Below are 18,877 nucleotides of genomic sequence, written 5' to 3'. Positions count from 1 at the left end.
CTAAATGTTTCGATTTAGTCGCAGCCCCACACTAGCCCCCACAAGGGATTAACAAAAATGATTAATAATTGGGTTAGCCATAAGTAAAGACTTATAGTTGATTTATCAGCCTGTGGTGAGAGTGCTTATAAAATGCGTAAGTCATTGATGCGTATGACATTGCGTCAATTGCAGATCTTCAATGAGGTCTGTGATTTGCGATCCTACAGCCGTGCGGCCGATGAAATGTCGCTCACACAACCTGCCGTGAGCCTGCAGATTCGTCAACTTGAGGAGCTGATTGGTCAGCCGTTGTTCGATTACGTCGGCAAAAAACTCTACATGACCGAGGCCGCCGAAGCACTTCAGCGTGCCAGCCGGGACATTTTCGGGCGCCTGGAAAACCTCGATATGCAGCTTTCGGACATGCAGGGATCGTTGCAGGGCCAGCTGAAACTGGCAGTGGAATCCAGCGCCAAGTATTTCGTGCCGCATCTGTTTGCCGCGTTCAAGCGCCAGCATCCGGAAGTGAATCTGCAACTGACGGTGGTCAACCGCGGGCAGGTGATTCGACGTCTGTATGATAACCGCGACGATCTGGTGATCATGTCGATGGTGCCGCAGGACATGGGGCTGGAGTTTCTGCCGTTCCTCAACAATCCGATCGTGGCCGTGGCGCCTCCGGATCATCCGCTGTGCCACATGGGACCGCTGCGCCTGCAAGACCTCGAGCCTTACACCTTGCTGTTGCGCGAACCCGGTTCGGGAACGCGATTGGCATGCGAGGAGTACTTCAAAGAGAAGCGCGTGCACTTCAACCAGACTCAGGAGGTTGCATCGGCCGAAGCCCAGCGTGAATGTGTGCTGGCGGGTCTGGGCGTCGCGCTGTTGACGCGCCACGCCCTGAACCTTGAGTTGGCGACCGGCGGACTGATCGAGTTACCGGTCGAAGAACTGCCTCTGTATCGCAGCTGGTGCCTGGTGCAGGCCAAGGCGAAACGGCTGTCACCGGTGGCACACGCGTTCCTTGCGTTTATCCGCAGCGAGCGGGTGCAGATCAGCGCGCTGGTTGAGCGTTTCGACGGGAAGTTGCGGGAGCTGCCTGCCAGTAGTTGAGTTCCAGCTCGGGGAAATCACCGATCTCGGCCAGCAGTTGGCGGCGTTCGCAGCGATCTTCAATGGCGCGGCGAAACTCCATGCGGCGCTGATCTTCTTGCTGACGACGGGTTTTGGCGGCGCTGTTGCGTTCTTCGTAGGGCTGGGCCATTTCGAGTCTCCCAAGGCGATTACGGGAGTTTCAAGATAGGCGCGCGGGATGACGGTTTGGCGGCTTGTGCGTTACAGGGAGATGAATGTTGTGGCGAGGGGATTTATCCCCGTTCGGCTGCGCAGCAGTCGTAAAACCAGTGAATGCGGTGTGCCTGATACACCGCGGTTGCAGGTTTGGGGCCGCTTCGCAGCCCAACGGGGATAAATCCCCTCGCCACAGGTTCCGTGTCGCTTGAATCAGTCGTCCAGGGCTTTCACCGACTTGGGCGACAGCCGCAAGCTGCGCAGGCTGCGTTTGACGCTCTTGAGGTGGTTGACCAGACTCGGCCCGCGCGCCATGGCCACGCCCATCGCCAACACGTCGATCACCACAAGGTGAGCGATACGCGAAGTCAGCGGGGTATAGATTTCCGTGTCTTCGTGCACATCGATCGCCAGGTTGACGGTCGACAGCTCAGCCAACGGCGTCTGGCTCGGGCACAGAGTGATCAACGAGGCGCCGCTTTCGCGCACCAGATTCGCCGTGATCAGCAAATCCTTGGAGCGCCCGGACTGGGAAATGCAGATCGCCACATCGGTCGGTTTCAACGTGACTGCCGACATCGCCTGCATATGCGGGTCGGAATAAGCCGCCGCCGTGAGCAGCAAACGGAAGAACTTGTGCTGGGCATCCGCCGCCACCGCGCCCGATGCGCCAAAGCCGTAGAACTCGACGCGCTGGGCCTGGGACATCAGCGACACGGCCCGCTGCAACTCCACCGGATCGAGCTTCTCGCGAACTTCCATCAGGGTGTGCAGGGTGGTGTCGAAGATTTTCAGGCTGTAGTCGGCGACCGAATCGTCTTCATGGATCGCAAACTGACCAAAGCTCGCGCCAGCCGCCAGGCTTTGCGCCAGCTTCAGTTTCAAGTCCTGGAAACCGGAGCAACCGATGGCGCGGCAGAAGCGCACGATGGTCGGCTCGCTGATGCCCACGCTATGGGCCAGGTCGGCCATGGAGCTGTGCATCACCGCCGCCGGATCAAGCAGCACGTGGTCGGCGACCTTGAGCTCCGACTTGCGTAAGAGGTGGCGTGACTGGGCGATGTGTTGCAGCAGATTCAAAGGGCTGGACTCTTTGTTATTGGCAGGCGCCGGGGATGTAGCAAGCTTGTAGTTATACTACATGAATCGGCTTTTTGCCTGCTCAATGCGTAACTCGATGTCCCCATTTCACGCCACATGCGCTTGATGTAGCACTGCAGCCCTTGTAGCAGCTGGCGTTGTGGCGAGGGGATTTAGCGAAACGTCGCACCGCCCCGTTCGGCTGCGAAGCAGTCGTGAATTCAGACAACGCGGTGCATCAGATAGACCGTGCGTTCAGGTTCTGCGACTGCTTCGCAGCCGAACGGGGCGGTGCGACGTTTCGCTAAATCCCCTCGCCACAAGGCAGCTGCTACAGGGGTTTTGCGTCGTGTTGCAGGAGTGCGGCGAGGTCATCGGCCTCGACTGGGCGGCTGATCAGGTAACCCTGCACTTCATCGCAGCGCTCGGCTTTCAGAAATTCCAGCTGCTCCGGCCGTTCCACACCTTCAGCCACCACTTTCAGCGACAAGCCGTGCGCCATGGCGATGATCGCCCGGGTGATCGCAGCATCCTCACTCCCCTGCCCCAGGCCACGAATAAACGCCTGATCGATCTTCACGTAATCCACGGGAATGCGCTTGAGATAGCTCAGGGACGAATAACCCGTGCCGAAATCATCGATCGCCAGCTTCACGCCCAGATCCCGCAACTGCTGGAAGGTCGCAATGATGTGCTCGACGCTGTCCAGCAACTGGCTTTCGGTAAGTTCGAGTTCCAGGTAGTGCGGCGCCAGGCCGGTTTCTTCCAGCACCTGCCGCACCAGGCTGACCAATTTGCCCTGGCGCAATTGATGCACCGATAAATTGACCGACACGCGAATGGGCTCAAGTCCCTGCCGTTGCCATTCACAGGCCTGCCAACAGGCTTGGCGCAACACGAACTCGCCAATCGGACCGATCAAGCCGGTTTCCTCGGCCAGGCCGATAAAGTCCCCCGGCGGCACGCGGCCCATGATCGGATGATCCCAACGCACCAGGGCTTCGGCAGCGTTCAGGCGACCGGTCGCGAGGCAGAGTTTGGGTTGGTAATAGACTTGCAGCTGCTTCTCTTCGATGGCTTTGCGCAGCTGATTCTCAAGCTGCAAGCGTTCAAGGGTGCTGGCTTGCAGGCTTTCGGTGTAGAACTGGAAATTGTCGCCGCCCAAGTGTTTGGCGTGCTGCATGGCAATGTTCGACTGGCTGACCAGCGCGGATATTTCCCGGGCGGTGTCCGGCAACATGCTGATGCCCATGGAGGCGCTGACCACCAGTTCATGGCCATCGACAGTAACCGGCAAACGCAGCTTGGTCGACAATCGGGTCGCCACTCGCGCAAGGCTCGACAGGTTGCCGTAGGCATCGAAGATCACCGCAAATTCATCACCGGAAAGCCGCGCGATGGTGTCTGCCTCGGGCAGTGCGTTGACCAGCCGCCGGGCCATTTTTTGCAGCAACTGGTCGGCGACTTCATGGCCAAGGCTGTCATTGAGCAGCTTGAAACGATCCAGGTTGATATGCAGCAAGGCCAGGCTGCGACGCCCACCCTGACGCACCCGCTGATGAGCCTCGCGCAGCCGCTCGCGGAACAGCGAACGATTGGCCAGGCCGGTGAGTTCATCATAGTGGGTCAGGTAGCGCATACGCTCTTCGGATTCACGTCGCGCAGACAGATCGGCGAAGAAGCCGACGATATGGCTCACATTTCCCCGAACATCTCGAACAGCGTTGAGTTGCAGCCACTGCGGATAGAGCTCGCCGTTCTTGCGGGTTTCCACCAGCTCGCCCTGCCAGGTGCCGTGCTGCTCCAGCGCTTGATGAATCGCTCCGTAGTGCCGGCGCGCGTCGCGGCTGCATGGCAACTCGACGACGTTACGCCCGAGCATGTCTTCAATGTCGTAACCGGTGACGCGGCTGAACGCCTGATTGACCGCGATCAGCGCGTAATTCGGGTCGAATATCACGATACCTTCGCTGGCCGCCTCGAACACCGTCGCTGCGAGTTGGCGCTGTTCTTCCTGGCCCTTGCTTGCGCTGATGTCGCGGCGGGTGCCGACCATGCGGATCACCCGGCCATTTTCGCTGCGCTCGACCGCTCGCCCACGGTCTTCGATCCAGACCCAATGACCGTCGCCATGCCGCACGCGGTATTCGATCTGGTAATCCTCGCTGCGGCCCTTCAAATGCTCGACCAGGGCACGGCGCAGGGACGGCAAGTCTTCGGGATGAAGACGCGGCTTGAGGTGGCTGAGCATCGCGGTCACGAATTCCGGCTCAAGACCGAACAACTCCTGAAGCTGAGTGTGATGGACTTCGTCGGTTTGCAGGTTCCAGTCCCACAGCCCGAGCTCACTGGCCTTCAACGCCAGCGCCAGCCGCGCTTCGCTCTTGCTCAGGGCCTGGTTGGCCGCATCCAGCTCAAGGCTGCGCTGGGCAACACGGTCTTCCAGATCGACCTGGGCTTCACGCAATTTTTCTTCGGCGCACCGACGGTGATCAATCTCTTTGGCCAATTCGTGATTGAGTTGGTCGCTGCAAGTCTGCGCCTGCTGCAAGTGTTCGATCAGGGCCTGATTCTGAAAGCGCCGCAGCAAGCCGCTGTCGATCAGCCGATTGACCTGCCAGGCCACCACGCTTAACGCGCCCAACAAAATCAGCCCGAACCAGCCCCAACCCTGGCCTTGTTCATCACCGCCCCAGAATAGATAAGCGATAGCCGGTAACAGGCAGGGCAAGGTAAAGGACAGGAACGCCGGCAGGCTGACCGCGTACGCAACACTCGCCGACAGGGCGGCGGCGCCGATCAGGCCGAACACCCAGGCTTGTTGCATGAAATTGTCGGCGGGGACCAGGGCGATGCCGGCACCGGCCAGGGTCAGGCCCGTCATGGCAGAGCCCAGCAGGAACATGCGACGCCAGACCGGATGGGCCTGGCGGTCAGGAATGGCCGAATCGAAGGCCGCGACTTGAATCACCCGCAAGGCCACCAGCGACAACAGCCAGATCAGCCAAATGCTGACGATGAAGTAGCGCTGCGGACTCCAGAGCAAGCCGGCGCAGACCAGACCGTTGATCAGCATGAACAGTGTCGGCAGCAGCGAGCCCTGATAAAGCAGACGCGTGCGCTCGACCGCCATTTCCATGGCGTACTGTTTACGGATAACCCGAGGCTCCACAGAGGGGCCCGACAGGTCGGAGCTGAGGGTCATAGGCAATGTTCTTGTTCTTATAATGATGAGCATGAGCCCGAAACGTGGACGGAGCATACACAAGCCAATGCCCTTACCAAACTGCCCCGGATCATAAAATCGACAAAATTTCAGGCCCCCGCCGCCCCCTGAAAACCCTTCGAGCGAGCCCCGTCAACGCTTGCAGCCAGTGACTGACCGGTCGTCATTCGTGCTTCTTTCATCGGCTAATGCAAAGCTCGGTTTGCCCGGTGTGACGGCGCACCCTAGAATGCCCCGATGCGCGATGATCTCTCCCTTCTGCTGAACTCCCTCAACGATGCCCAACGCCAGGCCGTAGCTGCCTCCGTGGGTCGTCAGTTGGTCCTGGCCGGTGCTGGCTCCGGTAAAACCAGAGTGCTGGTGCACCGTATCGCCTGGTTGATCCAGGTCGAGAACGCCTCGCCCCACTCGATCCTGTCGGTGACCTTCACCAATAAGGCCGCTGCCGAGATGCGTCATCGCATCGAGCAGCTGATGGGTATCAACCCGGCCGGCATGTGGGTCGGCACCTTCCACGGCCTGGCGCACCGCTTGTTGCGGGCGCACTGGCAGGAAGCCGGCCTGAGCCAGACTTTCCAGATTCTCGACAGCGACGACCAGCAACGGCTGGTCAAGCGGGTGATCCGCGAGCTGGGTCTGGACGAGCAGCGCTGGCCGGCCCGTCAGGCCCAGTGGTTCATCAACGGGCAGAAAGACGAAGGTCTGCGTCCGCAACACATTCAAGCCAGCGGCGACTTGTTCCTGGCGACCATGCGCAGCATTTATGAGGCCTACGAGGCCGCTTGCCTGCGCGCCGGCGTCATCGACTTCTCCGAACTGCTGCTCCGTGCCCTCGACCTGTGGCGCGATAACCCGGGCCTGCTGGCCCATTACCAGAAGCGCTTCCGGCACATCCTGGTGGACGAGTTCCAGGACACCAACGCCGTGCAGTACGCCTGGTTGCGTCTGCTGGCCAAGGGCGGCGACAGCTTGATGGTGGTCGGCGACGACGACCAGTCGATCTACGGCTGGCGCGGCGCGAAAATCGAGAACATTTACCAGTATTCCGATGACTTCCCGGATGCCGAGACCATTCGTCTTGAGCAGAACTATCGCTCCACCGCCGGGATTCTCAAAGCCGCCAACGCCCTGATCGCCAACAACACCGGGCGCATGGGCAAAGAGCTGTGGACCGATGGCGGCGAAGGCGAAGCGATCAATCTGTACGCCGCGTTCAACGAACACGACGAAGCACGCTACGTGGTGGAAACCATCGAAAGCGCGCTGAAAACCGGCTTGGCCCGCAGCGATATCGCGATTTTGTACCGCTCCAATGCCCAATCCCGCGTTTTGGAAGAAGCCTTGCTGCGCGAGCGCATTCCGTACCGCATCTATGGCGGTCAGCGCTTCTTCGAACGCGCCGAAATCAAGAACGCCATGGCCTACCTGCGTTTGCTGGAAGGTCGCGGCAACGATGCGGCGCTGGAACGGGTCATTAACGTTCCGGCGCGTGGCATTGGCGAGAAAACCGTCGAAGCGATTCGCGACCATGCGCGCCACAGCGATGTGTCGATGTGGGAAGCGATGCGCTTGCTGGTCGCCAATAAAGGCCTGACCGGGCGTGCAGCGGGCGCGCTCGGCGCGTTTATCGAGCTGATCGAGAACCTCGCCGCCAAGTGCATGGAAATGCCGCTGCACCTGATGACCCAGACGGTGATCGAGCAGTCGGGGCTGATTGCCTACCACGAAGCGGAAAAAGGCGAGAAAGGCCAGGCGCGGGTAGAAAACCTTGAGGAACTGGTCAGCGCCGCGCGCAACTTCGAAAACGCTGAAGAAGACGAAGACCTGACGCCATTGGCGGCGTTCCTCGGCCATGCGTCGTTGGAGGCGGGGGACACGCAGGCCGACGAGCACGAAGACAGCATTCAGCTGATGACCTTGCACAGCGCCAAGGGCCTGGAATTCCCCTACGTGTTCCTCGTGGGCATGGAAGAAGGCCTGTTCCCGCACAAGATGAGCCTGGAAGAGCCGGGTCGTCTTGAAGAGGAGCGCCGTCTGGCCTACGTCGGTATCACCCGGGCCATGCAGAACCTGGTGATGACCTACGCGGAAACCCGACGCCTGTACGGCAGCGAGACCTACAACAAGGTGTCGCGTTTCGTACGAGAAGTGCCGAAAGGCCTGATCCAGGAAGTGCGGCTGTCCAACAGCGTCAGCCGTCCGTTCGGCGGTGGCCAGCAACAGAGTTCCAGCAGCTTGTTTGGCGGTAGCGAGATTCCGGATACCGGGTTCAGCCTCGGTCAGGCTGTACGGCATTCGGTATTCGGCGACGGCGTGATCCTCAACTTTGAGGGCGCCGGAGCCCAGGCCCGGGTGCAGGTGAACTTCAGCGAAGGCAGCAAGTGGCTGATGCTCGGTTACGCGAAGCTGGAAGCGATCTAAGATTGCCCGCTTTTATGTGGGAGTGAGCCTGCTCGCGATGAACGATACGCGGTCATTTAGATGAACCGCGTTCTCCCCATCGCGAGCAGGTCGAATCGTCGCACCGTCGCTCCCACAGGGTTCGTCCGACCAGACACCCTTCCTACAGAACTAATCCACTCGTCCTACAGACCAAAGTTAACAGGCCTTATTGCGCTGACTGAAGCTGAACGCAACCTGTCAGGCAAAAGCCCGAAACACTCTGCCGCTAGCCAGTAACACTTCAGCTGTGCAACATGGCGCGCGTGCCATCCACAAATGGGAATTCCCTTTATGAAACGTTTTCTTAGCATCGCCATGGCGTTGTGCATCGGCCTGACGATGAGCCTCGACGCCAACGCCAAGCGCTTTGGTGGCGGCAAGAGCTCCGGCGCTGCGCCGACTCACCAGACCAGCCAAATGGCTCCTTCTTCTGCCGCTGGCGGTGCTGCCGCCACTGCGGGCGCGGCCGGTGCCGCTGGCGCTGCCGCCAAGGCCGGCGGTGCTTCGCGCTGGCTCGGCCCTCTGGCCGGCATCGCTGCCGGTGGCCTGCTGGCCTCCATGTTCATGGGCGACGGCTTCCAGGGTATGCAGATCTTCGACATCCTGATCATGGCCGTCATTGCCTTCCTGGTCTTCCGTTTCATCGCCGCTCGTCGTCGCAAGCAGCAGGAGCACCTGGCTCCAGCCGGCGCGCCGATGCAGCGTGAAGTGTTCGAGCAGAAGCCAGCAGGCATGGGTTCGATCTTCGGTGGTTCGGCAGCACCTGCTGCCGCTCGTCCGGTAATCAACGCGCCAGCCTGGTTCAATGAACGTAACTTCATTGAAGCGGCCCGCAACCACTTCCAGTCCCTGCAGCAGCACTGGGACGCTAACGAAATGGACAAGATCGCCGAGTTCGTGACTCCGCAACTGCTGGAGTTCCTCAAGCGCGAACGTGCCGACCTGGGCGAAGGTTTCCAGTCCACCTACATTGATAACCTCAATGTTCAACTGGACGGCGTGGATGATCGTGCCGACAAGACCATCGCCACCCTGACCTTCACCGGTGTGTCGAAGACGTCGCGTTTCGACCAGGGCGAAGTGTTCAGCGAAAGCTGGAACATGGAACGTCCACAGGGCGAAAACCAGCCTTGGCTGGTAGCCGGTATCCGCCAGAACGGCTGATCCCCTCGCGTTACGCATGCTGTAATGAAAACCCCGGCTCGCCGGGGTTTTTCTATTTCGCGGTTGCATCTATAGCGAGCTACTGTATAAACCGCCCCAACTAAACCGCGCCATCAAGCAAGAGGATCCCGGACGTGGAAGAAATCATCGAACAACTGCGTGAAGCCAACGAACCGGTACCGGTCCCCTTGGAGTTGCCTGACGAAGACCAACTGGTGGAAATCGAGGAACAATTGTTCATCGACATTCCCTTCGTCTTCAGAGAGTTTTTGCTGACCGTCAGCGACGTCGTCTACGGCAGCCTGGAGCCGGTGACCGTCACCGACCCGCAATCCCACACCTACCTGCCGGACGTTGCGGCCAACGCCTGGGACGCTGGCGTTGACCGCAGCATGATCCCGATCTGCCAGGACGGCGACAATTACTATCTGGTTGAAGAAGACGGCACCGTGGTGCTGTGGCTGGCCGAAGAAGAACTGATTGCCGAAGAAACCTGGGAATCGGTATGGCACTGGGCGCGGGACGTCTGGCTGGAAAGCTGAGCAAGCGCGACTTTGTAGCAGCTGGCGTAGCCTGCGTCCGGCTGCGCAGCAGTCGCAAAATAAAGCATTGAGGTGTTTCAGGCTCACCGGGTCGCCAGGATTTACGACTGCTACGCAGCCGGACGCAGGCTATGCCCGCTGCTACAGGTCCGATTTCAATGCCCGGACGTTTCCTTATGGTTGTCCAGCGTTTCGAGCAAGGCCACTTGCATCCGCGTATGCACGCGGATGAACCAGCGCCAGAGCAACGCCGCCACAGCGGCCGCTACCACGGCGATCAGTATCAGCAACTTGTTGGTCGGCAAGATACTGGCCGACAGGGCTGCCAGCAGCAGGAAAATCACCAGCAGCGAGAGGATCGGGATCACTTCGGCGATCACCCGGCGCACTCGCTGCGTGTGCCGCCCCGCCATCTCGGGCTTCACGCCCATCTCTGCCAATAGCATCGACAGCGCCTTGAGCTTGCGATAGGCGGCGATCAGGAACGGCAGCGACAACAGCAACGCCCCACCCCAGATCAACGCTTTCTGCCAGCTCGGATCACTGATCCAGTCTTGCAGGTAAACGGACATGCGTTTGGCGAAGTACGCGCCCGAAAAGAAGATCGCAATCACCAACGCCAGATTGACCCCGACCTGCAACAGAATCCGCCGAATCATCGATGCCAGCAACGCGCCCTCGCCCTGAGGCTGGATACTGCGCAGCCACTCGCCGTACATTCCCAACACTCGGCCCAGTCTCTGTGGCATCACGGCGGCAAGTTTGATCGATAACGGATCAGCCGCGCGGATCAGATACGGCGTCAGCAGCGTGGTAATCACCGAGACCGCCACGGCGACCGGGTAGAGGAAATTGCTGGTGACCTGCAGCGTCATGCCCAGCGCAGCGATGATGAAGGAGAATTCGCCAATCTGTGAAAGTCCCATCCCCACGCGCAGCGAGGTGCGTCCGTCATTGCCGGCGATAAAGGCCCCGAGGCCGCAGGAAAGCATTTTGCCGAGCACAACGGCCACGGTGATCACCGCGATCGGCCAAGCGTATTGCAGCAGGATCATTGGATCGAGCATCAAGCCGATGGCGACGAAGAAGATTGCACTGAACAGGTCGCGAACCGGCTCGATCAGGCGCTCGATCTTCAGCAATTGCCGCGACTCGGCCATGATCGCCCCGATCAGGAACGCGCCCAGGACCATGCTGTATTCGAGCTTGACCACCAGCAGGCAGAAGCCGAAACACAGGCCCAGCACGGTGATCAGTAGCATTTCGTTGCTCTCGAACTTCGCCACGTAGGCCAGTAATCGCGGCACCAGCAAGATGCCAATGACCAGCGCGACGATCATGAACAGCGACAGCTTGCCCACCGTGGAAAACACTTCGCCGGAACTGACCGTGCCGCTGACCGCGATGCTCGACAGCAAGGCAATGATGCCGATACCGAGGATGTCCTCGACGATCAGCACACCGAAGATCAGTTGGGCAAAGCGCTCGTTCTTCATCTTCAGGTCGTTGAGCGCCTTGACGATGATGGTGGTCGAGGAAATCGCCAGGATCGCGCCGAGGAACAAGGAATCCATGGTGTTCCAGTCGAACCATTGGCCGATCTCGAAGCCGATCCAGATCATCAGCACGATTTCCAGGAACGCCGCGATGAAAGCCGTGGCACCGACCTTGAACAGCTTGCGCAGGCTGAACTCGAGGCCCAGGCAGAACATCAGGAAAATCACCCCGAGTTCTGCGAGCGTCTTGATGGTTTCTTCGTCGTGGATCAGGCTGAACGGCGGCGTGTGCGGGCCGATGATGAAACCGGCGACGATATAACCCAGCACCACCGGCTGCTTGAAGCGGTGGAACAGCACGGTCACCACACCTGCGACCAACATGATCACTGCCAGGTCCTGAATAAAACTGATGGCATGCATGGTGTGGGGCTCCTAAAGGTCGACTTTCGGAGGTTAACACCGCGACTTCCGCCGGAAAGGCGGTGCAATATATGGAAACAGATCGATCCGGCGTGACGGCGACCACCCGCCCGGCGTCCCGATAACTGTGGTTTGAAAAAAACCGACCAGGCACCCGCAGAGGTGCCGCCCTTCCGCCATTCTGCCTTGACCCGTGAGAACGCTATGGAACCCGGAAACGCCCAGCTGTCGATGACGGTATTGATGACCCCCGACATGGCCAATTTCTCTGGCAATGTTCACGGCGGTACCCTGCTCAAGTACCTCGACGAAGTGGCCTACGCCTGCGCGAGCCGGTATGCCGGCCGCTACGTGGTGACCCTCTCAGTAGACCAGGTGATTTTCCGCGAGCCGATTCATGTCGGCGAGCTGGTGACATTCCTGGCGTCGGTGAACTACACCGGCAACACCTCCATGGAGGTGGGCATCAAGGTGGTGACCGAGAACATCCGTGAACGCTCGGTGCGCCACACCAACAGTTGCTTCTTCACCATGGTCGCGGTGGACGACGCCCGTAAGCCGGCTGTCGTACCTCCCTTGCAACCGCAGAACAGCGAAGACAAGCGCCGCTTCATCCAGGCCCAGCAACGTCGGCAGATTCGTCAGGAACTGGAAAAGCGCTATCAGGAAATCAAGGGCGATGCCTGAGTCGTCCAGTCAGTTTGATGGTGTTGCTTAGATAGCCATCGTCGGATCGCCGCCCGGAGCCGGCTCGCTCCCACAGGGGGATTTGTGAACACCCCCGATCCAATGTGGGAGCGAGCCTGCTCGCAATTGGGCTCATCGCAGATTCAGAGGCTGATCGCAGTCGCTTCGAACTTAACGCGCGGATGCGCAATCCGGTCCTGCGCCCGCACAAGCTCCAGTTCATAGCTGGCACACGCCTGGGTTTCCAGCAGCACTTCATGCACCGCCGCCGCCGTGAACTCGAAGGCCGCGACCAGGCTGTCGCCCAACAGTACACGCGCCAGAAACAGCCCCGACGTCAGGTCGCCAACGCCCACCGGCTGACGCGGAAACGCCAGTAGTGGACGACGCAGGTGCCAACTGCCTTCAGCCGTCACCAGCAACATCTCGAAGCCATCCGCCGGCTTGCCGGGGTAGTCCAGATGCTTGACCAACACTGCTTTCGGCCCACGCGCCAGTAACGCTCGCGCCATCGCCAGGCAATCGAACAGTGACTGCGGCTTGCGCCCCGAGAAGCTGTCCAGCTCCAGTTGATTCGGGCACATGAAGTCCGCCACCGAAGCGGCCTCTTCCAGCAGGAAATCGCTGACTTCGGCCGGCACGCTGCAACCCTTCTCCGGATGGCCCATCACCGGGTCGCACAAATACAACGCCTTGGGATTCATCGATTTGATCCGCGCCACGCCGGTCAGGATCGCCCGACCTTGGGCCGCACTGCCGAGGTAACCGGACAGCACTGCGTCGCAATTGCCCAGCTCGCCGATCGCCGCGATTCCTTCGACCAGATCGGGAATCTGGTGTGGTGCCAACACATCACCGGTCCACTGGCCGTACTGCGTGTGATTGGAGAACTGTACGGTGTTAAGCGGCCAGACATTCACCCCGACCCGCTGCATAGGGAAAACCGCGGCGCTGTTGCCAGCGTGGCCGAACACCACGTGGGACTGAATGGCGAGCAGATGGGGCGTACGTTTCATGCGGTGTGTTTTCCGTCAAACGATTGAAATTCGAGCCGCGCAGTATGCGACTAAACACGGCCTGTACGACAGACCGGCGACGCAGTTAAGCTGGCACTATCTTGTTGGAGCAACCTGTTGATGCTGACCCTCGGAAATATCTTCGTGCTGATGCTGCTCGCCACGGGCGGTGCCTGGCTGTGGCACAACCACGGCTTGCGCGAGCGGGCGCTGGAACGGGTGAAGCAGCATTGCACCAAGCTCGGGATCGAGCTGCTGGACGGCAACGTGGCGTTGAAAAAGATCGCGTTCATCAAAGACGCCAACGACCGACGGCGTCTGGCTCGCGTGTATAACTTCGAGTTCACCGTGACCGGCGAAACCCGCCACAACGGCACCATCACCCAGTTCGGCGCCCACAGCGCGCAGATCGAGCTGGCGCCCTACCCGATGCCGTTCGACGACGAGCCTGCGGTGGTCGACGTGGTGAAGCCTCGCGCGGAAGTGATCGAGCTGAGCCAGTGGCGACAGGAACACACCAAGTGGCGTCCTTGACCCTACCGACAGTCGGCCAGCACTCTTTGCAGTGAATCGACATCCTGCGCCTCACTGAAAATCAGCTCGATCCGCGAATCCTGGCGCCATTCGCTGGGCTGCCATTGCAGTTCCGAGTTATCCAGCGCATTCGCCGACACCCATCCGTCGACGCTGTGGATAACCAGCTTCGCTCGCCGCCAGGCGATGCTTTCAAGCCATTGGCCAACGCGCACCACATCGAAGGTCTGAGTCGGGTGCCAGCGCCAGCCGACGCTCCAACCGCCCTCCTGTGCCTGACTCAGGCAAATCGGCAGCGCAGGATCGGTCCAGATGGCCGGCATCTGCGCCAATCCCTTGGGCACGATGAAGTTATCCACACCCGCCACCGCCTGAGCATCAAGGCCCGGCAATTTGCTCAGCGGCAAGAGCGCTTGCTGCGTCCAGTACAGGGGACGAGCAGGCAGCTGCACGGCGATTCGCGTTCGATCTTTGAGATCGAGACTTTCTGCCTTGTTCAGCACCAACAAACCGGCGCTGCTCAACGCCTCCTGTTGGGCCTCGGGTAATGGTTTGCCAGTGGCGAGCGCCTGGGCATCCAAAACCAGCACACAAGGTTGTACAGCCAGTACACCTTGCCACGGTGCCTCACTCAATTGCCTGAGTAACTGCGCCGGGTGGCCCAATCCGGAAGGCTCGATGAACAGCCGGTCCGGCCGCGCCTTGCGCAGCAACCGCCCAAGGCCGATCTGAAACGGCGCACCGTTCACGCAACACAAACAGCCCCCGGCCACTTCCCCCAGTGCGATACCATCGGCGTCCTGGGTCAGCAGTGCTGCATCGAGGCCAATCTGCCCGAACTCGTTGATCAGCACGGCCCAGCGCTCACCGATCGGCCGCTGTGCAAGCAGTTGCTTGATCAGGCTGGTCTTGCCGGCGCCCAATGGGCCGGCAATGACGTGAGTGGGAATGTTCTGCAACATGGTCGTGTTTTCTGAAGGAGGTAATGGATGCGGTTGATGGGATTGTCGTTGCTCTTGGCGCTGTGCTCCGGCGAGGCGCTGGCCCAGGCATGCGTGGTACATAGCACGGCTGAGCGACTCGACGTGAAAGTCTGCCAGCAAAACCGAAACATCCCGGAAAAGCTCTTCGCCGACGGGTTCTGCCAACCGAACCTTCCCGGGCAGAAAGTCGAGGTGCAATACGTCGACCAATGCCCCACCGGCGCGTTCGGCGTGTGTAACAACGCCCAAGTCGCCAATATGCCTTACCGGCAGGATATTCACTATTACGGCGTAGCCACCGATGCTGCGTATCTGAAACCGTTTTGCGAAGGCCAGAGCCAGGGCAACTGGCTCAAGCCTTAAGCCAGCCAATCCAGGGTCAGAATCAAACGGCGTTCGCCCGGCGCGGGTTGCGGCGAACGGTGGATCAGGCCGAAACCTTCGTTGCCGTGCCATTTCTCGCCTTTGAGCAGCGCCACATCGCCGCTGGCGATTTGCTCGATCAGCGAATTATCTGTGGGTTCGGCCTCAGGCTTGCCCAGTTGCCGGCGATCCATCACCCCTTCTTTCAGCCACTGACTACCGATGCCGGCGTAGGTGGTGATCAACCGCACCGGCACATGATCGACGTGAAATCGCGGGCACATGGCCTTGTCCAGAACCCGCACGCGCAGGCCGATGCGCTTGGCGCCCAACAGACAGGCGAACGCGCTGACCAGCCAGGACACGTCGGCAATGAAACCTGCATACCCTTCCAGATCGCTGAATCCCGAGGCCAATCCATGCAGATCGGGTTCGGCGTCATCGCTGATCAACTCCAGAACCAGCGACTCGGCCAGCGGTTCGTTCAGGGACAGCAGCAAGCAGCCGAAATCATCAATGTGCGCAGGGAGTCGGCGCCGCCAAACGGCGAGGTTTACCCCATCATCAAGAATTCGAGTCAGGGTTTGCGGCGTGTCGCCTTGAACCTGTTGCACGATTGGCTGCCGCTTCAGACTGGGCGCCAACATCAGGCGGCGACCTCTTCGTGCCAAGGGCCGAACGGATCCGTCAGCAAGCGCCAGCCCTCGGCACCCAAGGCCATTTCATCATCGCTCAGCAGGCAATTGTCGAGTTCGGCGGTGAGCAGCGCAAAGTCGATGTTTTGACCAATGAACACCAGTTCCTGCCGGCAATCGCCGGAGGCGGCGGTCCAGTTTTCCATGATTCCGGCCGTGCTTTCTTCGTCCTGTGGCCACTGGGTTTTCGGCACGAAGCGCCACCAGCGCCCGGCGAAACCGTGGCGCATCAAGCCGCCGGCCTGGGACCAGCTACCGGCATCCATGGGCTTGCTGGCCAGCCAGAAAAAGCCTTTGGAACGCAGCAGTTTGCCGTTCACCCACGGCCGATCGATGAAGCTGAAAAAACGCTGTGGATGAAACGGTCGGCGGGCTCGGTAGGCCGTCGAGGCGATGCCGTACTCCTCGGTTTCCGGTACGTGTTCACCACGTAATTCCTGCAACCAGCCTGGCGCCTGAGCAGCTTTCTCAAAGTCGAAACGGCCGGTATTCAGGATCTTTTTCAAAGGAATTTCACCCATGACCATCGGGATGATTTCTGCCTGTGAATTGAGGCGTTCAAGGATCGCGATCAGTTCCTGGCGCTCACGGCTGCTGATCAAATCGATCTTGCTGATGAGGATCACATCCGCGAATTCGATCTGCTCGATCAACAGGTCCGTGATCGAGCGCTCGTCCTCCTCGCCCAATGTTTCACCTCGGGAAGCGAGGCTTTCGGCGGCTTGATAGTCGAGCAGGAAGTTCATGCCATCGACCACCGTGACCATGGTGTCGAGCCTTGCGATGTCGGCCAGGCTCTGCCCTTGCTCATCACGGAAGGTGAAGGTTTCCGCCACCGGCAATGGCTCGGAGATCCCGGTGGATTCGATCAACAGGTAATCGAAACGCCCGTCCCTGGCGAGTTTGCTGACTTCCTCGAGCAAGTCTTCGCGCAGGGTGCAGCAAATGCAGCCGTTGCTCATCTCCACGAGTTTCTCTTCGGCGCGGTTCAGGCTGACATCGCGCTGGACTTCGCTGCCATCGATGTTGATCTCGCTCATATCGTTGACGATGACAGCGACTCGCAGATTCTCGCGATTACGCAAAACATAGTTGAGCAGCGTGCTTTTGCCGGCGCCGAGAAAGCCCGACAGGACGGTCACGGGGAGACGATTGGGCATCAGGGATTCCTCACAGGGATGCCCGATCACAGTGTCGGGCTTGATTTGGATGTTATAGTATAACAAAGTATTCAAGCCACTTTTCTCTTGCCCCTTAACGACAGAGGCTCGATGCTGAAGCCCGTCCGCTTCTTGAGAAATCCAATGCGCATAGCCCTGAAATCAGTATCGGTGAGCTTTTCGCTGTTACTTGCCGTAAACGCCTGGGCGCAGATTCCGACCCTGGCCAAATGCACCCGAAGTGCCAATCTGCTCGCCTGCGTGGACGCCGACGGCAATGCCTATAGCGTCAACACCATCGGCAACACGCTCTATTTGCGCGGTTTCGAAAAGGCGGGAAAACGCTACTGGGCGCAGACCAACAGCCGCTACGGGCAACTCACGTTCTTCACGGGTATCGCATCCGACGGCGAGGCTTGGGTCGGTTACAACCGTCGCGTTGGCTGGACCACGATCAACCGGTTCTCCAGTTCCGGCGGCAGCAGCGCCAAATTCACCTGTAGCCGGATTGCCGGCTGCTAGGCCTGCTTATTTTTCTGCTGCTGTTGCCAGGCGATGTAACTGTTGGGCGGCGGATTTTTCTGAAAATAGCGCTGCAATCCGTCGAACAAACCGTCAGCCACAGCCTGTTGATGGCGAGCGGTCATCAGTCGCTGGCTGTCGCGGGAATTGGAAATGAAGCCGGTTTCCACCAGGATCGACGGCACATCCGGTGATTTCAGCACCGCAAATGCCGCTTGTTCCACGCGCTTCTGATGCAGTGTTGTTATGCCCGCCAGGCTATCGAGGACGGTGCTGCCCAACTGCAAGCTCGCGGCGAGGGTGGCGTTCATCGACATGTCAAGAATCACCCCGGCAAGCATCGGGTCCTTTTCCTTGAGATTGAGCAGACTTGTCGCGCCCAACAGGTCCGCGCCGTTCTCCCGCTGCGCCATGAAACGCGCCGTGGCCGAAGTTGCGCCTCCTTCCGACAAGCAATACACCGAGGCGCCTGAAGCGGTGAGACGCGGTGCCGCGTCCGCATGCACCGAGATGAACATATCGGCGTTGTGCTTGCGGGCGATCTCGACCCGCTTGCGCAGCGGAACGAAAAAGTCGTCGTTGCGCACCAGCTTCACGTCGAAGCCCTTCTCGCGCTTCAGTCGCTTGGCCAATAGCTGGGCAATGGACAGCACGACGTCTTTCTCGCGCTCCCCTTTGGCGCCCACCGCGCCGGGGTCTTTGCCGCCGTGGCCCGGGTCGACCACCACGATGATGTCGCGTTTGGGGTGAGCCTTGTCGGCGCTCGCCTCAGGCGCCACGGCAATGGGTAACGACGTTGTCGACTTCAGATCGAGCACCAGCCGATCGCCTTGACCATCCTGCGGCGGCAGGAGAAAGCTGTTGAGCTGCACCGGGGCGCTGAGGTCAAGAACGATCCGCGTATCGCCCTGGCCAAAATGCCCGGAGCGGATCGAACGGATGACTGTATTGCCAAGCCCCAACTGGCTGAAATCACCACTGAGGTTGGCGCCACTCAGATCGATGATGAGCCGCTCGGGAGCGCTTAGTGAAAAGGTTTTGTACTGCACCGGCCCGCTCAGATCGAACACCAAACGCAGCTTGTCATCGGAATGCCAAAGTCGCGCGTTTTGAATCAGTGTGGCTGAAACATCAAAGGGCAAAGCGAAGGCTGCGCTGGCCAGCATCCATTTGAGCAGATGACGTCTGTGCATGTGAAAGCTCGTTCATGAAAAAGGCGTGGTTGAATTAGATGTAATAACATAACATGCAAATACAACTTCCACGATGGAC

The 18,877-nt window shown here is 59.8% G+C and carries 17 protein-coding genes; 8 read left to right on the top strand and 9 right to left on the bottom strand.

The window, feature by feature from the left end; all coding sequences use genetic code 11:
* Nucleotides 1-132: 132 nt before the first annotated feature.
* Nucleotides 133-1,095: a LysR family transcriptional regulator gene (locus ACRC4F_RS13005; protein WP_438659659.1), complete on the top strand. Its 963-nt coding sequence runs from the start codon at nt 133-135 to the stop codon at nt 1,093-1,095.
* On the opposite strand, the gene ACRC4F_RS13000 is transcribed toward ACRC4F_RS13005, so the two are convergent.
* The 3 genes from ACRC4F_RS13000 to ACRC4F_RS12990 form a co-directional block, all read right to left on the bottom strand.
* Entirely contained in the window at nt 1,037-1,246 is a 210-nt protein-coding gene (locus ACRC4F_RS13000; RefSeq protein ID WP_438659658.1) for a PA3496 family putative envelope integrity protein, read from the bottom strand. The two genes, ACRC4F_RS13005 and ACRC4F_RS13000, sit on opposite strands and share 59 nt — an antisense overlap.
* Before the next feature lie 239 nt (nt 1,247-1,485).
* On the bottom strand, nt 1,486-2,352 hold the full coding sequence (gene hexR, locus ACRC4F_RS12995) for a transcriptional regulator HexR (protein ID WP_008027445.1): 867 nt from the start codon (nt 2,350-2,352) through the stop codon (nt 1,486-1,488).
* 331 nt (nt 2,353-2,683) lie between these two features.
* Nucleotides 2,684-5,557, bottom strand: coding sequence for an EAL domain-containing protein (locus tag ACRC4F_RS12990; protein WP_438659657.1), 2,874 nt, complete (start codon nt 5,555-5,557; stop codon nt 2,684-2,686).
* 258 nt (nt 5,558-5,815) lie between these two features.
* Between ACRC4F_RS12990 and uvrD the strand changes: the two genes are divergently transcribed.
* The 3 genes from uvrD (at nt 5,816) to ACRC4F_RS12975 (ending at nt 9,726) form a co-directional block, all read left to right on the top strand.
* Nucleotides 5,816-7,999 carry a DNA helicase II gene (gene uvrD / locus ACRC4F_RS12985; RefSeq protein WP_438659656.1) on the top strand — a complete coding sequence of 728 codons (2,184 nt, stop codon included), beginning with the start codon at nt 5,816-5,818 and terminating at the stop codon, nt 7,997-7,999.
* A 312-nt stretch (nt 8,000-8,311) separates the two neighbouring features.
* Nucleotides 8,312-9,184, top strand: coding sequence for a Tim44 domain-containing protein (locus ACRC4F_RS12980; RefSeq protein ID WP_438659655.1), 873 nt, complete (start codon nt 8,312-8,314; stop codon nt 9,182-9,184).
* Between the two features lie 134 nt (nt 9,185-9,318).
* Complete coding sequence (locus tag ACRC4F_RS12975) at nt 9,319-9,726, top strand: SMI1/KNR4 family protein (protein WP_008156656.1); 408 nt, start codon at nt 9,319-9,321, stop codon at nt 9,724-9,726.
* 155 nt (nt 9,727-9,881) lie between these two features.
* Here the strand turns inward: ACRC4F_RS12975 and ACRC4F_RS12970 are convergent, their stop codons facing one another.
* On the bottom strand, nt 9,882-11,645 hold the full coding sequence (locus ACRC4F_RS12970; RefSeq protein ID WP_438659654.1) for a cation:proton antiporter: 1,764 nt from the start codon (nt 11,643-11,645) through the stop codon (nt 9,882-9,884).
* A 204-nt stretch (nt 11,646-11,849) separates the two neighbouring features.
* On the opposite strand from ACRC4F_RS12970, the gene ACRC4F_RS12965 reads away from it, so the two are divergent.
* Nucleotides 11,850-12,332 carry an acyl-CoA thioesterase gene (locus tag ACRC4F_RS12965; RefSeq protein ID WP_438659653.1) on the top strand — a complete coding sequence of 161 codons (483 nt, stop codon included), beginning with the start codon at nt 11,850-11,852 and terminating at the stop codon, nt 12,330-12,332.
* Nucleotides 12,333-12,475: 143 nt separating this feature from the next.
* On the opposite strand, the gene pdxY is transcribed toward ACRC4F_RS12965, so the two are convergent.
* Nucleotides 12,476-13,348, bottom strand: a complete 873-nt coding sequence (gene pdxY, locus ACRC4F_RS12960; protein ID WP_438659652.1) for a pyridoxal kinase PdxY — start codon at nt 13,346-13,348, stop codon at nt 12,476-12,478.
* Nucleotides 13,349-13,468: 120 nt separating this feature from the next.
* Here pdxY and ACRC4F_RS12955 point away from each other — a divergent pair, with 120 nt between their 5' ends.
* On the top strand, nt 13,469-13,882 hold the full coding sequence (locus ACRC4F_RS12955) for a DUF3301 domain-containing protein (RefSeq protein ID WP_438659651.1): 414 nt from the start codon (nt 13,469-13,471) through the stop codon (nt 13,880-13,882).
* 2 nt (nt 13,883-13,884) lie between these two features.
* On the opposite strand, the gene ACRC4F_RS12950 is transcribed toward ACRC4F_RS12955, so the two are convergent.
* Entirely contained in the window at nt 13,885-14,844 is a 960-nt protein-coding gene (locus ACRC4F_RS12950) for a CobW family GTP-binding protein (RefSeq protein WP_438659650.1), read from the bottom strand.
* A 27-nt stretch (nt 14,845-14,871) separates the two neighbouring features.
* On the opposite strand from ACRC4F_RS12950, the gene ACRC4F_RS12945 reads away from it, so the two are divergent.
* The gene (locus tag ACRC4F_RS12945; RefSeq protein WP_438659649.1) at nt 14,872-15,228 is read left to right on the top strand and encodes an NADH:ubiquinone oxidoreductase; all 357 of its coding nucleotides are present in this window, start codon (nt 14,872-14,874) and stop codon (nt 15,226-15,228) included.
* Here the strand turns inward: ACRC4F_RS12945 and ACRC4F_RS12940 are convergent.
* Nucleotides 15,225-15,875, bottom strand: a complete 651-nt coding sequence (locus ACRC4F_RS12940; protein WP_438659648.1) for a DUF1826 domain-containing protein — start codon at nt 15,873-15,875, stop codon at nt 15,225-15,227. The genes ACRC4F_RS12945 and ACRC4F_RS12940 overlap by 4 nt on opposite strands.
* On the bottom strand, nt 15,875-17,083 hold the full coding sequence (zigA, locus tag ACRC4F_RS12935) for a zinc metallochaperone GTPase ZigA (protein ID WP_438659647.1): 1,209 nt from the start codon (nt 17,081-17,083) through the stop codon (nt 15,875-15,877). Before zigA ends, ACRC4F_RS12940 begins: the two co-directional genes overlap by 1 nt.
* A 144-nt stretch (nt 17,084-17,227) precedes the next feature.
* On the opposite strand from zigA, the gene ACRC4F_RS12930 reads away from it, so the two are divergent.
* Nucleotides 17,228-17,605, top strand: a complete 378-nt coding sequence (locus tag ACRC4F_RS12930) for a glutamine synthetase (RefSeq protein WP_438659646.1) — start codon at nt 17,228-17,230, stop codon at nt 17,603-17,605.
* Here ACRC4F_RS12930 and ACRC4F_RS12925 read toward each other — a convergent pair.
* Nucleotides 17,602-18,798, bottom strand: a complete 1,197-nt coding sequence (locus ACRC4F_RS12925) for an N-acetylmuramoyl-L-alanine amidase (RefSeq protein ID WP_438659645.1) — start codon at nt 18,796-18,798, stop codon at nt 17,602-17,604. The genes ACRC4F_RS12930 and ACRC4F_RS12925 overlap by 4 nt on opposite strands.
* Nucleotides 18,799-18,877 lie beyond the last annotated feature (79 nt).

This window comes from Pseudomonas sp. (genome assembly GCF_051660785.1).
Classification (GTDB): domain Bacteria; phylum Pseudomonadota; class Gammaproteobacteria; order Pseudomonadales; family Pseudomonadaceae; genus Aquipseudomonas.
This window is presented reverse-complemented; position numbering and strand designations above follow the sequence as displayed.

What these genes read in the sequence shown, in the direction of transcription:
- ACRC4F_RS13005 (WP_438659659.1), top strand. Translation starts at nt 133, where the DNA reads ATGCGTAAGTCATTGATGCGTATGACATTGCGTCAATTGCAGATCTTC.
- ACRC4F_RS13000 (WP_438659658.1), bottom strand. Translation starts at nt 1,246, where the DNA reads ATGGCCCAGCCCTACGAAGAACGCAACAGCGCCGCCAAAACCCGTCGT.
- ACRC4F_RS12990 (WP_438659657.1), bottom strand. Translation starts at nt 5,557, where the DNA reads ATGACCCTCAGCTCCGACCTGTCGGGCCCCTCTGTGGAGCCTCGGGTT.
- uvrD (WP_438659656.1), top strand. Translation starts at nt 5,816, where the DNA reads ATGCGCGATGATCTCTCCCTTCTGCTGAACTCCCTCAACGATGCCCAA.
- ACRC4F_RS12980 (WP_438659655.1), top strand. Translation starts at nt 8,312, where the DNA reads ATGAAACGTTTTCTTAGCATCGCCATGGCGTTGTGCATCGGCCTGACG.
- ACRC4F_RS12970 (WP_438659654.1), bottom strand. Translation starts at nt 11,645, where the DNA reads ATGCATGCCATCAGTTTTATTCAGGACCTGGCAGTGATCATGTTGGTC.
- ACRC4F_RS12965 (WP_438659653.1), top strand. Translation starts at nt 11,850, where the DNA reads ATGGAACCCGGAAACGCCCAGCTGTCGATGACGGTATTGATGACCCCC.
- pdxY (WP_438659652.1), bottom strand. Translation starts at nt 13,348, where the DNA reads ATGAAACGTACGCCCCATCTGCTCGCCATTCAGTCCCACGTGGTGTTC.
- ACRC4F_RS12955 (WP_438659651.1), top strand. Translation starts at nt 13,469, where the DNA reads ATGCTGACCCTCGGAAATATCTTCGTGCTGATGCTGCTCGCCACGGGC.
- ACRC4F_RS12950 (WP_438659650.1), bottom strand. Translation starts at nt 14,844, where the DNA reads ATGTTGCAGAACATTCCCACTCACGTCATTGCCGGCCCATTGGGCGCC.
- ACRC4F_RS12945 (WP_438659649.1), top strand. Translation starts at nt 14,872, where the DNA reads ATGCGGTTGATGGGATTGTCGTTGCTCTTGGCGCTGTGCTCCGGCGAG.
- ACRC4F_RS12940 (WP_438659648.1), bottom strand. Translation starts at nt 15,875, where the DNA reads ATGTTGGCGCCCAGTCTGAAGCGGCAGCCAATCGTGCAACAGGTTCAA.
- zigA (WP_438659647.1), bottom strand. Translation starts at nt 17,083, where the DNA reads ATGCCCAATCGTCTCCCCGTGACCGTCCTGTCGGGCTTTCTCGGCGCC.
- ACRC4F_RS12930 (WP_438659646.1), top strand. Translation starts at nt 17,228, where the DNA reads ATGCGCATAGCCCTGAAATCAGTATCGGTGAGCTTTTCGCTGTTACTT.
- ACRC4F_RS12925 (WP_438659645.1), bottom strand. Translation starts at nt 18,798, where the DNA reads ATGCACAGACGTCATCTGCTCAAATGGATGCTGGCCAGCGCAGCCTTC.